General features: G+C 63.7%; 14 protein-coding genes. 6 read left to right on the top strand and 8 right to left on the bottom strand.

Features of this window, described 5'->3' with window-relative positions:
• Positions 1–28: 28 nt before the first annotated feature.
• The 7 genes from HWX03_RS35020 to HWX03_RS34990 all read right to left on the bottom strand — a co-directional run bounded on the left by HWX03_RS35020 (position 29) and on the right by HWX03_RS34990 (position 7,516).
• Positions 29–1,096 carry a maleylacetate reductase gene (locus HWX03_RS35020; protein ID WP_175874441.1) on the bottom strand — a complete coding sequence of 356 codons (1,068 nt, stop codon included), beginning with the start codon at positions 1,094–1,096 and terminating at the stop codon, positions 29–31.
• Between the two features lie 7 nt (positions 1,097–1,103).
• Positions 1,104–2,570 carry an aldehyde dehydrogenase family protein gene (locus HWX03_RS35015; RefSeq protein WP_175874440.1) on the bottom strand — a complete coding sequence of 489 codons (1,467 nt, stop codon included), beginning with the start codon at positions 2,568–2,570 and terminating at the stop codon, positions 1,104–1,106.
• Positions 2,571–2,632: 62 nt separating this feature from the next.
• Positions 2,633–3,652 (bottom strand): hydroxyquinol 1,2-dioxygenase, encoded by a 1,020-nt coding sequence (locus HWX03_RS35010; RefSeq protein WP_175874439.1) that lies wholly within the window; start codon positions 3,650–3,652, stop codon positions 2,633–2,635.
• A 37-nt stretch (positions 3,653–3,689) separates the two neighbouring features.
• The gene (locus HWX03_RS35005) at positions 3,690–4,184 is read right to left on the bottom strand and encodes a hydroxyquinol 1,2-dioxygenase (protein WP_175874438.1); all 495 of its coding nucleotides are present in this window, start codon (positions 4,182–4,184) and stop codon (positions 3,690–3,692) included.
• A gap of 115 nt (positions 4,185–4,299) precedes the next feature.
• A complete protein-coding gene (locus HWX03_RS35000; RefSeq protein WP_174431902.1) occupies positions 4,300–5,229 on the bottom strand; it encodes a LysR family transcriptional regulator in 930 nt (309 codons plus the stop codon).
• A 174-nt stretch (positions 5,230–5,403) separates the two neighbouring features.
• On the bottom strand, positions 5,404–6,657 hold the full coding sequence (locus tag HWX03_RS34995) for an MFS transporter (protein ID WP_175874437.1): 1,254 nt from the start codon (positions 6,655–6,657) through the stop codon (positions 5,404–5,406).
• A 523-nt stretch (positions 6,658–7,180) separates the two neighbouring features.
• Entirely contained in the window at positions 7,181–7,516 is a 336-nt protein-coding gene (locus HWX03_RS34990) for a helix-turn-helix domain-containing protein (protein ID WP_175818813.1), read from the bottom strand.
• 141 nt (positions 7,517–7,657) lie between these two features.
• Here HWX03_RS34990 and HWX03_RS34985 point away from each other — a divergent pair, with 141 nt between their 5' ends.
• The gene (locus HWX03_RS34985; RefSeq protein WP_175874436.1) at positions 7,658–8,641 is read left to right on the top strand and encodes an NADPH:quinone reductase; all 984 of its coding nucleotides are present in this window, start codon (positions 7,658–7,660) and stop codon (positions 8,639–8,641) included.
• 12 nt (positions 8,642–8,653) lie between these two features.
• Here the strand turns inward: HWX03_RS34985 and HWX03_RS34980 are convergent, their stop codons facing one another.
• Positions 8,654–8,869, bottom strand: a complete 216-nt coding sequence (locus tag HWX03_RS34980; RefSeq protein ID WP_175874435.1) for a hypothetical protein — start codon at positions 8,867–8,869, stop codon at positions 8,654–8,656.
• 356 nt (positions 8,870–9,225) lie between these two features.
• Between HWX03_RS34980 and HWX03_RS34975 the strand changes: the two genes are divergently transcribed.
• The 5 genes from HWX03_RS34975 to HWX03_RS34955 all read left to right on the top strand — a co-directional run bounded on the left by HWX03_RS34975 (position 9,226) and on the right by HWX03_RS34955 (position 16,461).
• Positions 9,226–11,988: a type VI secretion system Vgr family protein gene (locus HWX03_RS34975; protein ID WP_175874467.1), complete on the top strand. Its 2,763-nt coding sequence runs from the start codon at positions 9,226–9,228 to the stop codon at positions 11,986–11,988.
• Positions 11,989–12,148: 160 nt separating this feature from the next.
• On the top strand, positions 12,149–14,320 hold the full coding sequence (locus tag HWX03_RS34970) for a hypothetical protein (protein WP_175874466.1): 2,172 nt from the start codon (positions 12,149–12,151) through the stop codon (positions 14,318–14,320).
• Positions 14,317–15,798, top strand: a complete 1,482-nt coding sequence (locus HWX03_RS34965; RefSeq protein WP_244132860.1) for a virulence factor — start codon at positions 14,317–14,319, stop codon at positions 15,796–15,798. The genes HWX03_RS34970 and HWX03_RS34965 overlap by 4 nt, the downstream gene beginning before the upstream one ends.
• A 72-nt stretch (positions 15,799–15,870) precedes the next feature.
• The gene (locus tag HWX03_RS34960) at positions 15,871–16,128 is read left to right on the top strand and encodes a PAAR domain-containing protein (protein WP_175874434.1); all 258 of its coding nucleotides are present in this window, start codon (positions 15,871–15,873) and stop codon (positions 16,126–16,128) included.
• A gap of 18 nt (positions 16,129–16,146) precedes the next feature.
• Entirely contained in the window at positions 16,147–16,461 is a 315-nt protein-coding gene (locus tag HWX03_RS34955; protein WP_244107103.1) for a TrfB-related DNA-binding protein, read from the top strand.
• Positions 16,462–16,616 lie beyond the last annotated feature (155 nt).

The raw sequence follows: 16,616 nt of genomic DNA, 5'->3' as shown, positions 1-16,616 counted from the left end.
GTCGTTCTCCGTTGGCCCATCCGGCCGCTCACTGCGGCGCGCGCCCTTCCCATGCGTGCTGAAGCAACGCGCGAATCGCCGCGCGTTCGATCGGCCGCGGGTTCGCATACGGGTTCCTGCATGCAAGATCGGCCGCTTCATCGAGCCCCTGCTGCGGCATCCCGATATCGGCGAGCGCCGGCGCGATGCCGAGCTGCGCGTTCAGCCTGAACAGCAGCGGCCCGGCTTCCGCCGCGTCGTGCCCGCCCAGCGCCCGCGCGACGCGACGCAGCGCGTCGGGCGCCGCGGCGTGGTTGTAATGCGCGGTATGCGGCAACATCGCCGCGTGTGCCTGCGCGTGCGGCAGGTTGAACGTACCGCCGAGCGTGTGACAGAGCTTGTGGTGCAACGCCATGCCGACCGCCCCGAGGCAGGTGCCGGCGAGCCACGCGCCATACAGCGCACGGCTGCGCATCGCGCGGTCTTGCGGATCGCGCACCACGACGGGCAATGCTTCGCCGAGCGCACGAATCGATTCTTCCGCCATCAAGCTGATGACCGGGTTCGCGTCTTCCGCGTAGAGCGCCTCGACGGCGTGCGCGATCGCATTGACACCGGACGCCGCCGAAATGCCCGGCGGCAGCGACAACGTCAGCGAAGGGTCGTAAATCACGGTACGCGGCAGCACGCGCGCATCGCGCCCGGTGCGCTTCAACCGGCCTTCGGTGAGCCCGTAGATCGGCGTCATCTCCGAGCCCGCGTAGGTCGTCGGCACGGCGACGATCGGCAGCGACGATTCGAGCGCGATGGCCTTGCCCAGCCCGATCGTCGAGCCGCCGCCGATTGCGATGCAACAGTCCGCGCCGAGTTCGGCGGCCGTCTCGCGCGCCGCGCGTGCGACTTCGACCGGCACGTGCATGACGGCCTCAGCGCACACGCCGGCCGCACGTTCGCCCAACACGTCCTTCACGCGATCGGCAAGATGCCGTTGCTCAGGCGTCGACAGAATGAGCGCGCGGCGGGCGCCGAGCGCCGACAGCTCGTCCGGCAGCCGGGCCAGCGCGCCCCATTCGAAGACCACGCGCGACGGGGTGCCCTGATAGACGAAGCGCTCCATACGAGCCTCAGCGCTTGAAATGCGGCGGCACGTGGCCGTCGACGTTGACCCACACCGAGCGCGCTTCCGTGTAGTCGTGCATCGCCTCGAAGCCCATCTCGCGGCCGTAGCCCGACTTGCCCACCCCGCCGAACGGGCTGCCCGGATTGACGCGCTTGTAGCAGTTGATCCAGCACATGCCCGCGTTGATCTGTGCCGCCATCCGGTGTGCGCGCGAAAGGTCGTTGGTCCACAGGCCGCTGCCGAGCCCGTATTCGGTTGCGTTGGCAATGGCCAGCGCTTCTTCGTCGCTGCCGAAGCGCAGCACGGTGACGAACGGGCCGAACACTTCCTCCTGCGCGACGCGATCGGTCGCACGCCTCGCCTCGACGATCGTCGGGCGCACGTAGTAGCCATTGGCGAGCGCCGGGTCCTGCGGTGCGCTGCCGCCCGTCAGCACGCGGCCGCCCTGCTCGCGCGCGACGTCGACATACGACAGCACGCGATCGAGGTGCTGCTTCGACGTCAGCGGCCCCATCTCGGTGTCGGCGTCGAGCGGATTGCCGATCCGGATCGACGACGCGAGCGCGACGAAGCGCTCGAGGAACGCGTCCGCGATGCGTTCGTGCAGCACGAGACGCGACCCCGCGATACACGCCTGTCCCTGGTTGTGAAAAATCGCCCACGCGGCGCCGTTGATGGCCGCGTCGAGGTTGGCATCGTCGAACACGATGTTGGCGCCCTTGCCGCCCAGTTCCAGTTGCACGCGCTTCAGGTTGCCCTGCGATGCTTCGACGATTCGCCGGCCCGTCGCCGTCGATCCGGTGAACGTGATCTTGCCGACGCCCGGATGTTCGGCGAGCCGCTGGCCCGCCGTATGCCCGTAGCCGGGCACGATGTTGACGACGCCGGCAGGAAACCCGACCTCGGCCATCAGCTCGACGATCCGCAGCGTCGACAGCGGCGTGATTTCCGACGGCTTGAGCACCACCGTGTTGCCGGCCGCCAGCGCCGGGCCCATCTTCCAGCTCGTGAACATCAGCGGAAAATTCCACGGCACGATCTGGCCGACGACGCCGATCGGCGCGCGTTGCACGTAGTTCAGGAAACCGGTCTCGACCGGAATCACCGAGCCTTGCAGCTTGTCGGCCATGCCGCCGAAATAGCGGAAGCAGGCTGCCGTGCGCGGCACATCGAGCGCACGCGAATCGCGAATCGGGTGGCCGGTGTCCAGCGATTCGAGCTGCGCCAGCTCCTCCGTGTGGGCTTCGATCGCATCGGCCAGGCGCAGCAGCAGACGGCCGCGCTCGGCAGCCGGCATCGACGACCATGTCGGGAATGCGCGCGTCGCGGCTTCGACGGCCAGATCGACGTCCGCCGCGGTGGCCGCGGCGATCTTCGTGATGACGGAACCGTCGTGCGGGTTCAGCACGTCGATCGTGCCGCGATCGACGGCGTCAACGAAGCGCCCGTCGATGAAGAGTTGGGTTTGCATGAATCGTCCTCGGTGTGATGCGGAAGCGGAAGCGAAAGCGGAAGCTGAAACTGAAGCGCGGCCTAGAACGCGATCGGGTACGGCGCGAGCTCGCCGCTCTCGTAGCGTTGCGGCAGATCCGGCGTGGCGTTTTCCCAGACCAGCAGCATCGAGCGCTTCGTCGAATAGCCTTGGTGCCGGATATCGGCCGGCATCGCGCAGATGTCGCCGGCCCGCATCGTGATGCGCGCACGCGGCGCGCCGGTGTTCTTGTCGCCGATGTCCCATACGATTTCGTCGGACAGTTGCAGGAACCATTCGACGCGGTCGTTGCCGTGGAAGACCGGCAGGATGAATTCCTCGGTGGTCGGGCAGAACAGGCTGCGCCCGCACACCGACGTGACCGACGGATTCCACGTCACGTCGGAACGCGACAGGTACTTGAACAGGTTGAACGCGTGCAGCTCGCCTTCGAAGCCCGGCTCGACATGCACTTCCGGCTCGTCCTGCGCCACGTCGAGAAACGCGCGGTTGACCGGCAGTTCGTCGCGCAGCGGCGAGTCGCCTTCGAGGCCCGGCATGCGGCGCGTCGCGATACGCGTGCGCTCGATCGCCGAACCGTTCTCGCCGTGCTTGCGCCCGAACGCCGTGCCCGTTTCCTCGGGCGCCGCGAACGGGTCGAAGCCTTCGTTGGTCCAGTCGTGCAGCATCGCCTTGAAGGTCGCCATGATCGTCGGCGTATCGAAGGTCTCGGTGTAGTCGACGCCGGCGTCCTTCAGGATGCCGTTGAAGGTCCCCGCATACATGTCGACCTTGCCGTAGTGATTGCGCGTGCCGAATACGTGATCGAAATTCACCCAGCCGTAGAAGAAGCCCCACGCGACGTCGCGCATCATCGCACGCAGGAATGCGTCCGCCGGCATCGCATGCGTGCGCGTCCGGTCTTTTGCGGGCCAGCTGATCTTCACGAAATATTCGTCACGCTGGAATGCGAATTCGCCGAGCTGAAAGCGGCGGTAGCCGGTGACGGCATCGGCTTCGGTCGATCGCACCAGATCGGCGGCAAAGCCCGTGGAAAGGTCGAGGGTCTCGAGGGTGGCCATAACGTGTCTCCTGGAATAGTCGAATGCGGTCGGAAGGTCAGTGCAGGCAGATCTCGGCCCACTTCTCGACGGACAGCTCGCCGAGCACGGTCTGCACGAGCGCGACACCCGGGCGGCTCGCGGTGAAGCGATACGCACAGCCGGCCGGCAGCAGCGCCTGATGACCCTGGCGCAACACGACGTACCCCATGTTTCGGCCGGCCGGATGCGCGCCCGCGCTCACGGTGCCGCAGCCCGATTGCGGCGGATCGTCGAGCTTGATGAAGTCGATCCGGACTTCGCCGTCCATCTGGATCGTGAACTCGTCATGCGCGCACGCGAACCACGGCGACTGGCCGTCGGTCCGCAACACTTCGATCACGTATTCGAGGTTCTTGCCGGCGACGACCTTTTCGTAAGGGGCCGACTTCGACGCCACCTCGAAGACGTTCGAGAAGGCGTAATGCTGCGCGCTGCCGCTGGTGATTTCGATCTCGCCCTTCCGGTAGCCATCGAGCGAACCGAAGACGGTGTGGAATGCCGTGCTGGTCATTGCTGTCTCCTGAGTTGAACCGCTTGTTGGATTCAACTCTAGGGGCAACGAACAGCGGCAACAAGACAACAGATGGCGATTACGGCATTTGCGTTTCGCGAATAATCCGCGCGGGTCAACGCACCCAGCCGCGCGCCAGCAGCGGCAGATCCCACGGGGATTCGTCGCCGATGTACTCGGCGAGGAATTCGACCAGCGCCTTCACCTTCAACGCCTGTCGCTGCGTCGCGGGATAAACGGCGGCGAAGCTCAGCGGCGCGAGCTGGTAGTCGGTCAGGATCGGCACCAGGCGGCCCGCGACGAGCGCGTCGCTTGCCACCAGCGTCGGCAGGCAGACGACGCCGCCGCCGGTCAGCGCGTACTCGCGCAACAGATGAACGGAGTTCGAGCGAATCATGCCCGGCAACTCCATCTCGACGATCTCGTCGCCGCGCGTCATCGTCCAGCGGTTGCGCGACGGGTAGCCCGAATACAGCGCTGTCGTGTGCTGCAGCAGATCGCGTGGATGTTGTGGTGCACCATGCGCGTCGACATACGCGGGTGATGCGCAGAAGAGGCGCCTGACCGTGAACAGCCGTCGCTCGATCAGCGACTCGGAAATTGGCGGGAAGATCTGGAACGCGATGTCGAACCCTTCTTCGACAGGGTCGACGACGCGATCGTTGACGATGATGTCGAGCTGGATGCCCGGGTAGCGCTGATTGAATGCGGCGAGCGGCGTGCCGAAGTGATCGAGCGCGAAACCGGGCAGCATCTGGATGCGCAGCCGCCCGGTGGGCGTCGCGCGCAGCTCGCGCATCTGGTCCGTCAGCTCGTTGACGCGGCCCACCACCTCGGCGCACTCGCGATAGAACGTCTCGCCGACTTCGGACAGCCGCACGTGACGCGTGCTGCGGTGGAACAGCGGCGCGTTGACGAACTTCTCGAGCTGCTGGATGCGGTTCGTCACGACCGAACTCGTCACACCCAGCTGCCGCGCCGCCTCGGCGAAGCTGCTCGCCTCCGCGACCCTCACGAATGCCTCGATGCTCAGGAACCGGTCCATACCGCGCCCTTTTTCGACAGCGAAACCGGCAGTTTACCTGTGCGAACAAAGGGCTGTGTCATGCGAACGGCGTCACTGTGTCACCGAATCGATGTCAATCGACGGACGCACCGACACCGGCATTCGACGGTACGCCCGCGCCGGTATGCCCGCGCCGGTATGCCCGCGCCGGCATCACCGCGACTGCTCTCCGGTGGCCAGCCCCGGCTGCACGACCGTGCGGCGTTGCAGCACGGCCGGCGCGGTTTCCTTCAGCAACAGGCTGACCACGATGCCGAGCAGCACCGAGCCCATCGGCAGCCACAGAATGTTCTGGATCCCAAAGTGTGCGGCAACGTAGCCGCCCATCGCCGGCGCGATGCCGCCGCCGAAAATCTCGCCGACGCCGACCACCACGCCGATGGACGTCGACACGAGGCCGACCGGCGCGGCCTCGGTCGCCACCGGCCCGGACAGCAGCGACACCAGCCCGAGCGTGAAGAACGATGCGACGAACAGCACGCCGAACAGCGCGAGCGGCTGCGGGCCGAGGCCGCGAAAGACGTAGAGCATCACGGCCGTGCCCGCGAAGCCGACGATGCTCGCGATGCGGCGGCCGATCAGATCGGACAGGCCCGGTAACCCGAACTGTCCGAGAAAGCCGCCGAAGCCGATCGCCGATACGACGAGGCCCATCTTCTGCGTGCCGAGCGACAGGTAATCGGTCAGGTACAGCGGCAGCAGCGCGCCGAGCACGAAGACGCCGGTCATCGCGCAGCACAGCGCGGCCATCGCCACGAGGATGTTGCGGCTCTTGAGTACATGGCCGAGCGACGCGGGCGCATGCTCCGACGCGACGTCCTTCGCGACCTTCGGCTCGCGGATCACGAAGAACATGATCGCGCCGAGGATCAGGCCGGGCACGGCCACGAGCGCAAAGACCCAGCGCCACGACACGAAACCGAGCAACTGCGTGGCGATGATCGGCGACAGCGCGAGCCCGAACAGCGCGAAGCCGCTTTGCTGCAGGCCGAGGTTCAGGCCGCGCCGCCGCGGATGCGACGCATCGGCCGTCGCCGCGAAACTGGTCGGGCAGAACGAGCCCTCCGCGACGCCCATCAGCCCGCGAATCGCCATCAGGCCGAGCAGGCCGCCCGCGAGCCCCGAGAAGCCCGACAGCAGCGAGAACGCGACGATGGCCGGAATCAGCACCTTCCGGCGGCCGATCTTGTCCGAGATGCCGCCCATCAGCGCCGCGAAGATGCCCCATGACAAGCCGAGCACGCCGATGCAGTTGCCGACGTCCTGCGCGGTCAGGTTGAGGTCCTTCATGATCGAAGGAAACAGCGGCGCGATGAGCCAGCGGTCGAGGCCGACCAGCCCGAAACCGAGCGCCAGCAGCGTCACCGCCTTCCACTCGTATGAGGTATCCCACTCGTTTGCTTTCATGTCCGTCTCCGTGGACGCCGGTTCGCCTGCGCGCGCCGCAGCGCCTGCGCATGGGCGGGTCCGATGGTTTTTGTGTGCGACGCGAATCGCGAGGAAGTGCCGGCTGGCGTTCGGATTCGATGCACCGAACGGGCTCAGCCGACGCCACCACGATAGGTGCTAGGCCGCCAATCGGGTATGGAACAACCGGCGAACGCGCCATTCGCGAAACGCAAATAATCGGGAGGCGTGGGCGGGAAGGGGCGGCGGGAAAGCGCGGAGCGGGTGCGCGCGACGTGGATGGGGGGGTGCGCTCGTGCGTGACGGGGAAATCCCGCATGGACATTGCGAGCGTCCACGCAGGGCCGCGCTCGCGCGGGGCCATGCGATACCCGTCCGGCGCCGAGCCATCTTTCTCGTTCGTATAAGCCGCGCCCACGCCGAAGAGCCCCAGCGCATAGTTCACGCCGGCGCTCGTCGCCCTTCGGTCGCGACGCGGCAAGCCGCCGGCCCCTGGCGCCGGGCGGCCCGCATCCGCATGCACTTACCGCGACTCGCCTCGCGCAACGTAACGGTCGCCCCAGTTTTTCATCGCATCGAGCACGGGCGCGAGGGTGCGCCCCACGTCCGTCAACGAATATTCGACACGAGGCGGGACCTCTGCGAACACTTCGCGGGACACGATGCCGTGCGCTTCAAGCTCTCGAAGCTGCAGCGTCAGCGAGCGTTGCGTGACGCCGCCGATGACGGAACGCAACTCGCCGAAGCGCTTCGTCCCACCGAGCAGGTAGTAGATGATCAACGGTTTCCACTTCCCGCCAATCACGTCGACGGTCGCCTCCACCGTGCATCGGTATTCGTTCGTATCGGTTTTTTCCATAGGCCGATAGTATAAAAATTTGCCCTATATATCAAAGTCGTACTTACTTGCCATCGATATCCCTGCAGCCCAGAATTTTCCCGGGCTGCAGTCGAGACCGCGCTGCATGCCCCTTTTGCCAAACCAATCGGAGCACGACAAATGAAAGCAGCGTTCTACGAGCGCCAGGGTGCCGCCCGCGATGTCCTGATCGTCGGCGAATTGCCGATGCCGCAGCCCGGGCCGAACGAGGTGCGCGTTCGCATCGCGGTCTCGGGACTGAATCCGACCGATGTGAAGGCGCGTGGCGGGTTCTCGTCCGCGATGCCCTACCCGCGCATCACGCCTCATCAGGACGGTGCCGGTGTGATCGATGCCGTCGGCGTCGACGTATCGCCCGACCGGCTCGGCGAGCGGGTCTGGATCTACGAAGCGCAATATGGCCGCGCCGCGGGCACGGCGGCGGAGTTCGTCGTGGTGCCGTCGAGCCATGCGGTGCGCCTGCCCGACCACGTGTCGTTCGACGTGGGCGCGTCACTGGGCATTCCGGCGTTGACCGCGCATCACTGCCTGTTCGCCGACGGCAGCCTGGCGGGGCGGCATGTGCTGGTGCACGGTGGCGCGGGCGTGGTCGGCAGCGCGGCGATCCAGTTGGCGAAATGGGCGGGCGCATGGGTCTCGGCATCGGTCAGAACCGCCGAACAGGCAACCATCGCGACAGCAAACGGCGCCGATCTGGTGCTCGACCGACACGACGCGGAGCTGGCGCGCGCCATTCGCGACGCGACCGGCGGGCTCGGTGTCGACCGTATCGTCGACGTCGACCTGAAATCCAACCTCGACATCGACCTCGCGTGCCTGTCGCAGGGCGGCGTGATCAGCGCCTACGCAACGGCCCGGGCAACGGACGAACTGTCGGTGCCGCTGTTGAAGGCCATGACGCACGGTTGCGTGTTGCGTTTCGTCTATATCTATCATGTGGCCGCCGAGGCCAAACGGGCTGCCATCGCGGACATCAACGCATGCTTGGCCGCCGGCGCTTACGCGCCGCGCATCGGCATGAAGGTTCCGCTGGAACAGGTGATCGACGCGCACGAGGCGCTGGAATCCGGTCAGGTCATCGGGAAAGTGCTGGTGCACAACTGATTTGATTGGCCTTCACGCGTCATCGCCGACGCGGCTCGGGACGCACGGCGCATCGCTCGTATAGCGTGTGCGCGGCCACCGCGCGACCGGCCGGCTGACGACACGCGGCCGCTGCCAACTCCCCCCGCCCGCCCCCACCCCTTTCTGCCTGACAACACGCCGCGCGTCGAACGACGCGATCACGCGCGGCAGGAAGCCGGTGCCGAGCGCGGGCAGCGACGCTCCCATTCGCATCTTTTCGGATCCCGCAACGCGGCGTGATTTATTCGATACGGGACAAATACTATTTCTTAATAACCCACCTTCGATTAGTCAACAGAAAAACGCCTGTTCGATTGCCACACCCACCTACCAGACGCGACCAACACGCGCCGAATTAAGACCTTCATCAAATAAAATAATTATCAAAAACGTCAATAACCGTTTCGCCCTATATTAAAACCTATCTAAAAATAAAAATTCATTTCACAGCCGGTTCGAGATTGATATTCTTCACCGCGAATTTACGAGTGCATTCGTTTATCACCCTGAGAGACCAATTCGAACTAATACGAATCAAGAACATCAATCATGAGACTGCACTGATGTCGATAACAAAAACATTCCGAAATTTTGCGTCCGGCCTGGCCGTCGGGAACAAGCGGCCGGTCGATCTCCATTTCGGGCAGGCGCAACGCGCAGTCGGCCATCTGCTGGTGCTCCATCACGCCGATATCCGCGAGGGGCTGATGTCGGGCATCGAGGGGCAACTGACCTGCGTGTCGACCTATGATCATCTGCCGCCTGCGCTGTTTCTCGGTTTGCCCGTATCGGTCCGGCTGACGACCGATCGGGGCAACATCCAGGCCATCAACGCGATCGTGCACGAAGTGCGAACCGGTCAATCCGACGGCGAACTGACCGTCTATCAGCTGCATGTGTGCGACGCCCTGTCGCTGATGGACCGTCGCACGAATGCCCGCCTGTTCCGCTCGCGCAGCGTCCCGGAGATTCTGGCGACGCTGATGAACGAGTGGAAACAGCGTAGCCCCGCCCTCGCGCGAGCGTTCGATTTCGACCTGTCGACATTGCAGGTCGATCGCTATCCGGCACGCGAACTGACGCGACAGGTCAACGAATCCGACGCACGCTTCATCCGGCGTCTGCTGCGCCGGGAAGGCATCACGGTCTTTGCGAAGGCCGCCCCGGTCGACGGGAGACGCGGCCTGACCGATGAGCGGCCGATTCACACGCTCGTGTTCTGCGACGATCCGCATCGTCTGCCGGACGCACCGGCCGGCACCGTACGCCTTCACCCGCGCGACGCCAGCGTCGAGCAGCGTGACACCGTGACCCTCTTTGCGTACGACCAGAGCCTGTCGCCCGGCAAGGTCCGCCGCCCGTCGTGGGATTACAAGACCGCTCGTGTGGACGACTTCGCTGCCGTCGCCGGCATCGACCAAGGCGAATCGGGGAATGATCTTGCGCGCCTGCTGACCGACATCGCGATCGACATCCCGCACGTCGGCGATTCATGGAACGATCACGCGCGCATCACGCACGACCGGATGCTGGCCCATCAGTTCGCAGCCGCGCGCTGCGAAGGCATCGGCACCGTGCGCGACATGCTGGTGGGACACGGGTTCACGCTGGCGGGCGACCCCGAGCTGGATATGAAATCGATCGATCGTCGTCGGTTCCTCGTCACGTCGATTCGACACGTCGTCTGGAACAACCTGCCGACAGACCTGTCGAGCCGCGCGAGCGGGCTGTTCACGGCAAGCCGCAACCTGACGCCAACCGTCCCGCCGCCCGATGCATCGGGACAAACGGACACGCGCTACGAGAACAGTTTCACGTGCGTGCAACGCGGTGTGCCGCTCAAGCCGGCCTACGATCCGACGATCGACGTGCCGCCGGTTCACCTGCTGACCGGCACGATCGTCGGCACGCAGGGCGAAGAGGTGTTTTGCGACAAGGCCGGCCGCGTGCGTGTGCTGATTCACGGGCTGGATCCGGCAGACCATGCTCACGCGCAAGGCGCAGGAACGAACGGTCTGGCCGGCGACAGCGCACCGCTTCGCGTCGTGGCAAGTCTCGCGGGCGAATGCTTCGGTGCGCTGTTCCTGCCGCGTGTCGGCATGGAGGTCTTGCTGGGGAACCTGTCGGGCGATCCGGACCGTCTGGTGATCATCGGCGTGTTGAGCAACGGCGCGAACCCGCCCGCGACTTTCAGCGATACCGGCGGGCTTCCGGGCAATCGCTACGTGTCCGGAATCAAGACGCGGGAAATCAGGGGCCGCCGGCACAACCAGCTTCGCCTGGACGATACGCCGTCGCAAATCTCCGCGCAATTGGCAAGCGAACATGCGCATACCCAGTTGAATCTCGGCTACCTGACGCAGCCGCGCAAGGACGGACACGGGAGCGATCGGGGCGAAGGCGCGGAGCTGCGCACCGACGCCGCTGCGGCGTTGCGCGCCGCCCAAGGCATGCTGTTGACGACCTATGCGCGTTCGCGCGCAACCGGTGGTCAACTCGATCGCGATGAATTGATCCGCTTGCTCGATCAATGCATGGCGCTGTTCAAGTCGCTCGGCGATCACGCCGGCCAGCACGGCGGGCAATCGGCCGACACGGCCGGCCAGGACAACATCGCCAACGCATTCCGTCACTGGAAACCCGGCGGATCGGAATCCGGCGCCACCGGCGACGCATCCGCGTTCATGGCGTTCGGCGCACAAGCCGGGTCGCTGAACGTCACGCCGAAAACGCACGTCATGTATGCGGGCGAGAACATCGATCAGATCGCGCAGCAACACATGCAAATCACGAGCGGCGAGCGAATCAATCTGCATGCCGGACATGGCGTCGCGATGTTCGCGCACGGCGACGGCGTATCGGCGATCGCGCATCAGGGGAAGGTGGCCCTTCAATCGCAGAACGACGACACGCAAATCGAGTCCGGCAAAAACATCCAGTTGACTGCGGCCGACGGCAGGCTCGCCGGCACGGCAAGCGACGAAATCGTATTCGTCACGTCCGGCGGCGCGTATCTCAAGCTGCATGGCAGCGATATCGAACTGGGATGCCCCGGCAAATTCACCGTGAAATCCGATGGTCATGCGTGGGACGGCCCCGCCAGCATGAGCGTCGATCTACCGACATTCGATCAGCGTCCGCTCGGCCGCGTCCCGAAGCTGATTCGCCCGACGGACGGTAACGCGGCGCCGGGGTTCGAAGGACAGGTTCGAAAGGCATCGGGAACGCTGTCGAATTTGACGACCGACACGGCCGGAGAACTGCCGGCGGTCGACACCGACCGGTTCGAGCGGCTGGCGGTGCAGTTCACCAAGAAAAATGTTTAACGCAAGTGCAGGAGTCCGGATGAACGATTCATCTCTCGATCCTCGGGCGGAAAAGGACGCACACACCAACGAACACACCGCGAAGACCGATGTGCCCGATGCGGCTGTACCGCGCCCGGCGCCGCCTCAAATCGTCGTCGGCCGAAGCGACGGGGTCTCGATGTGGACGAAAGACACCCGGCTGATCTGCATCAAGCAAATGCCGTTGCCTGGCATTGTCATCTTCGTGCATGGCGTGAACTCCGAAGGCGAATGGTTCGAGGCCGCCGAGCAAGGATTGTGTGACGGCCTGAATCGCCGGCTCGGGCGGCTGGACGATCAGTTGAAGTATCGCGGCATCGATGCCGGTCAGTTGGTGCCCGCGAAGTACACGGAAAGCGTGACGCCGGACGGGTTTCTGAATCCGAAGCTTTGGCCCGGCAACTACATCAAATCTGACCCATCCTTCTCGCCCGTGATTCATTTCCGATGGGGCTATCGGGCAACCGCCGCAGAGCTGAAAGAGTATGGCGACAAGATTTTCCTGAACGAGAAGGACTATTGGGGTGGCGGTCCGTTCACGAACGGCTGCGCGAGCCTGCCCGATCTCTGGCATGGCGGCCTCGACGATCGCGCGGCCGGGTGGTTGACCGTCCAGGGGATCAACCCGACCAACCGGCCGCTGTATCGCGCACCGCCCCGTGCGTATGGCGTGCTCGCAGCTTTGCGCCTCGCGAAGCTGATCGAGTCGATTCGTCGCATGCAGGCCGACGTGCCGATTACCGTCGTATGCCATAGCCAGGGCAACATCGTGGGCCTGACGGCGGCGTTCTTCGGCGATGCACTGCCCGATGTCGAAGATCCGTGGGGACGTAGCGGGCATTGCGTGGCGGATGCCTACGTACTGGCGAATGCGCCGTACAGCCTTGCGCGCGCAGACGGCCCAAATCCATCCGATACGTTCATGGATACATGGTCGCAACGCGCGACCAGGGACGGCAGCGGTCGTCGCGGACGGCAGACCTACGCCGCCCGCACGAAAACGTTCGGCAAGTTTCTGTCGATCATCGGCACGCGCAAAGCCTACGAACTGCCCGCCGGCAAGATCGATGAAGATATGGCCAACGAACGGGTATCGCCGACCAGCAAGCGGTCTTATGCGGCACAAGAGGATCGGGCTCGCCACGGCCTGAACGAATCGACATATGGTCGCGTCACCGCGTATTGCTGCCCACACGACCAGGTGATTTCGGCGGTCACGGTTCAAGGCATCGGCTGGCGCGGCATCGACGAGAACGAGCTGAACGATATCAGCGTCCCCGGCGTGCTGACGCAGCGCGTCTTTGCCTCCGGCTTCCAGGTTGGCGTGCAGGAGCGTTATCAGTATTGGGAAGATGACTGGCGGCATGGCAAAAAGGGAACGACGTCGGGATTCTGGTATCCGCCTTCGCCGCCGGCCAAGTTCAATCTCATCGGTGCGCTCAAGGGAAACGAGTCCGTGTTCGGGGTGGCGGCCACGCTTGCATCCGCGCCGATCATGTTTTTCGTGACCCAGATCAGCTCGGCATTGAATATGTTCCGCGTGAACGCCCTTCCGCCGAAGGGCTGGACCGTGGTGGCGGACGCGCCGGCACTCGACGAACCGTTCCCGCCGAAGGCGTTGCGGTTCGGCAAGCCCATCGAAACGAAGGACGGCAATGCGAAAAGCGACTTCAACGAAGGCAACGACCCGCCGGCCGCGTGGCGAGACGCAAGCAAGACAGACGCCGACAAGCGCGCTGATGATCCCTACGATCAGTACAAGGCGAAGAACAATGACAGCGTCGCGCAAGGGACGGCAGAGAGCGAAGCCGGACAGCGTTACGAGGACCGCGCGCTGATGCGGATGGAGGCACGGCGCACGCTGAATACGGAATGGCTCGATGGTGATGGCCACGTGATCGGCGAGGACGGCAAGAGCGAAATGCCGGAGGGCTACAAGGAATGGCGCGACAAGCAGATTGTCGATTGGCTCGATCGTGGTTCGACCAACAGCCCGACGAATCACTCCACGACGATGACCAATCCGGAGCACGCCGAAAAGGCACTTGCGTACGACGTAGCGATCGGGGTTTGCTATCTGACGCCCGAGCAAATGAAAGCACTACGAATTGAGGCGGATTGGCGGATGGGAAAAGGCATCCCTGAATATCATCCTAATAGAAAGTACTACGACTATTTCGCACGCGGCGAACTTGACGATCTACCTATGGATGAGTGGGTACATGATGAGAAAAGCGAAGGTAGGATGCCGGCCTTGATCGTAGATGAGCGTGAAGATCAGCTCTATTTGAAAATCGGGGGAGCGATATGAAGGCGCTGATCGCTAAATGGCCGCGACGTGTTGCCGTTTCAGTGGCCTCTTGGTTGATCGCGGCCGTACTCATGGCCTCGCTGATGGCGCACGTAGAACAACCGGACCCGACACAATTGGAAATGGGAGATTGGATGAAACGATTTGTCGTCGTACCCAGCCTAGTGGCTCTCGTGGTGTTTGTGTTCACCACCGCCATGATGCGTTCGGCACATTCCGCACCCACCCCTGAGCCAGTAGCACGTGCGACACTAACCTCAGAAGAGCCGGTGAAGCCATTTATTGCTCAGGTTGTTGGCCTGATTTGGTTGAATCCGTTGCAACGGATGGACTATCCGACCGAATGGCAATTGTTGTGGACGCAAGGACTCGCGTCTCCGAACAAGAACGACGACATGGTGCGGACCGATCCGAAGTCCTTTACGACGCTCCAGTCGGTAGCGGGTATCGCATACGGCAACGAAGGCGCAGAAACGTTTAGAGGGTTCTATCGCAAGTACATGTTTGAGTTCCCTTTACTGCTTCGATCGCGCTATGCGTCCAATCCTAGGTATTTCTATACTGTTAATCCCGACAATAAAAACAACTGGCGCGAGTTGGCTGGAATCCGTGTCGAACTTGCAATTCCGGAACGACTTGACGCAGCCGAATCGCAAAGTTATTTGCAGGACTCGATTCGAAAGTCGTTTTCAATCGGCAACCCACATTTCCCGACGATGTGGAGCCGCAACACGCTCCCCGACGTACAAATCACGCAAGGCGGCGCGAACGCCGGATTCACATCCGTGAACAACGCATTGGACTACTTACAGGCGAACCCCGACAAGAGCGTCTGGGCAGTGAACTGGGACGCACCCAACTTCCCGCCCACGGACGCGCAGATCAATGAGAACCTTGTCGCGCTGTTCCTCGCCGGTCCGACGTTCAACACCGAACGCGAACCGCTCGCCTGGATTGGCAAGGCCGCAACCGGCAACACGCATGATTTTCCGCAGAAGGTCGGCACGACCCGCGCCGTGCAGGCGTGGAAGGCGACCATCGACCAAGCGGCACGCAACTCCGGCATCGCAGCCCCCGACCTCAACTACATCGTTCACGACGCAGGTAAAGGCAGCGATGCATCGTCGGCACGTCTTGCCGTGCTCGCGCAGACCTTGACCGAAACCCTTCCCGAATACGACCACCGCAAACAGACATTCAACACGGCCGCTCTACTCGGCGACATGGGAACCGGCAGCGCATTGACGGATGCCGCGCTCGCCATCGGCCGGATCAATCACTTTGGCGGCAACGCACTCGTCGCCGGCACGACCGATCCGGATCACCCGGTCGCGGTCGTTGTCCGGCCACCGTCGAAGCTCACGCCGATCGACCCCGACAAGGACTGGTTCCGGGCACGCGGCGGCAACAATGCCTACCTGCCGTGGTGGGGCCGCCGACACGATACAAATTACGGCATGCAAGGCTATTCATGGTGACGCACACCGGCGCGGCAAATCGCTTCGTCGGAACGTGATCGCCGCGTCAGACCATTTGGAGGATGGAATCCCATGCGGGGAATTATCCGGGTAGAAGATACGCACACCCACGGCGGCCGGGTCGAATCCGGCGCCCGAAAAAGCACGGTGATGGGGCGCGCGGTCGCCCGTAGCGGCGACCCGTGCTCGTGTCCGATTCATGGTGCCTGCGAGATTGCCGAAGGCGACCCGGCCTTCGACATCGAAGGCCAGGCCGCCGCGTTCGACGGTCACAAGACTTCGTGCGGCGCGGAATTGATCTCGTCGCTTCAACATTCGGGGCGGGTCTGAATGCCGACGACCCGACGCATGACCGCCGAACAGTTCCGGCTGTTGCGGATGCAGGATACGCGGATCAAGCCGCTGAACCAGTGGGCCTTGCATGAGATTTTCGTGAAGGGCAGATCACAACGGGCGCTGGCCGCCGAACTCGGCATGACGCACTCCGCGATGTCACAACTTGTGCGAAAAGCTTGGCGACGCTATCTGGAACTGCCGTGCAACGCCACCCGCCTCACGACGCTCACGGTCACAATTCCGTCGAAGTACGAGCACGCGCTGCTGGCATGGGTGCGGGATGCACACCGGTTATCGACCCAACCCGGCCCCGATACGGCGACGTAACCGCGACGATTCCGGCCCAGCGAATCCACGGAGAAACAAATTCCCCATTTCACCATACAAAGAAAATACAATTCCACATCAAGCTAAATCCCCAGCCAACTTTGGATCCTTTTTCCCTTCTGTCCCCCGTATCATTTCGGTCACTACGCAATGAG

It is taken from the genome of Burkholderia sp. BCC0397 (assembly GCF_902832865.1).
In the GTDB taxonomy this organism is placed as follows: Bacteria; Pseudomonadota; Gammaproteobacteria; order Burkholderiales; family Burkholderiaceae; genus Burkholderia.
This window is presented reverse-complemented; position numbering and strand designations above follow the sequence as displayed.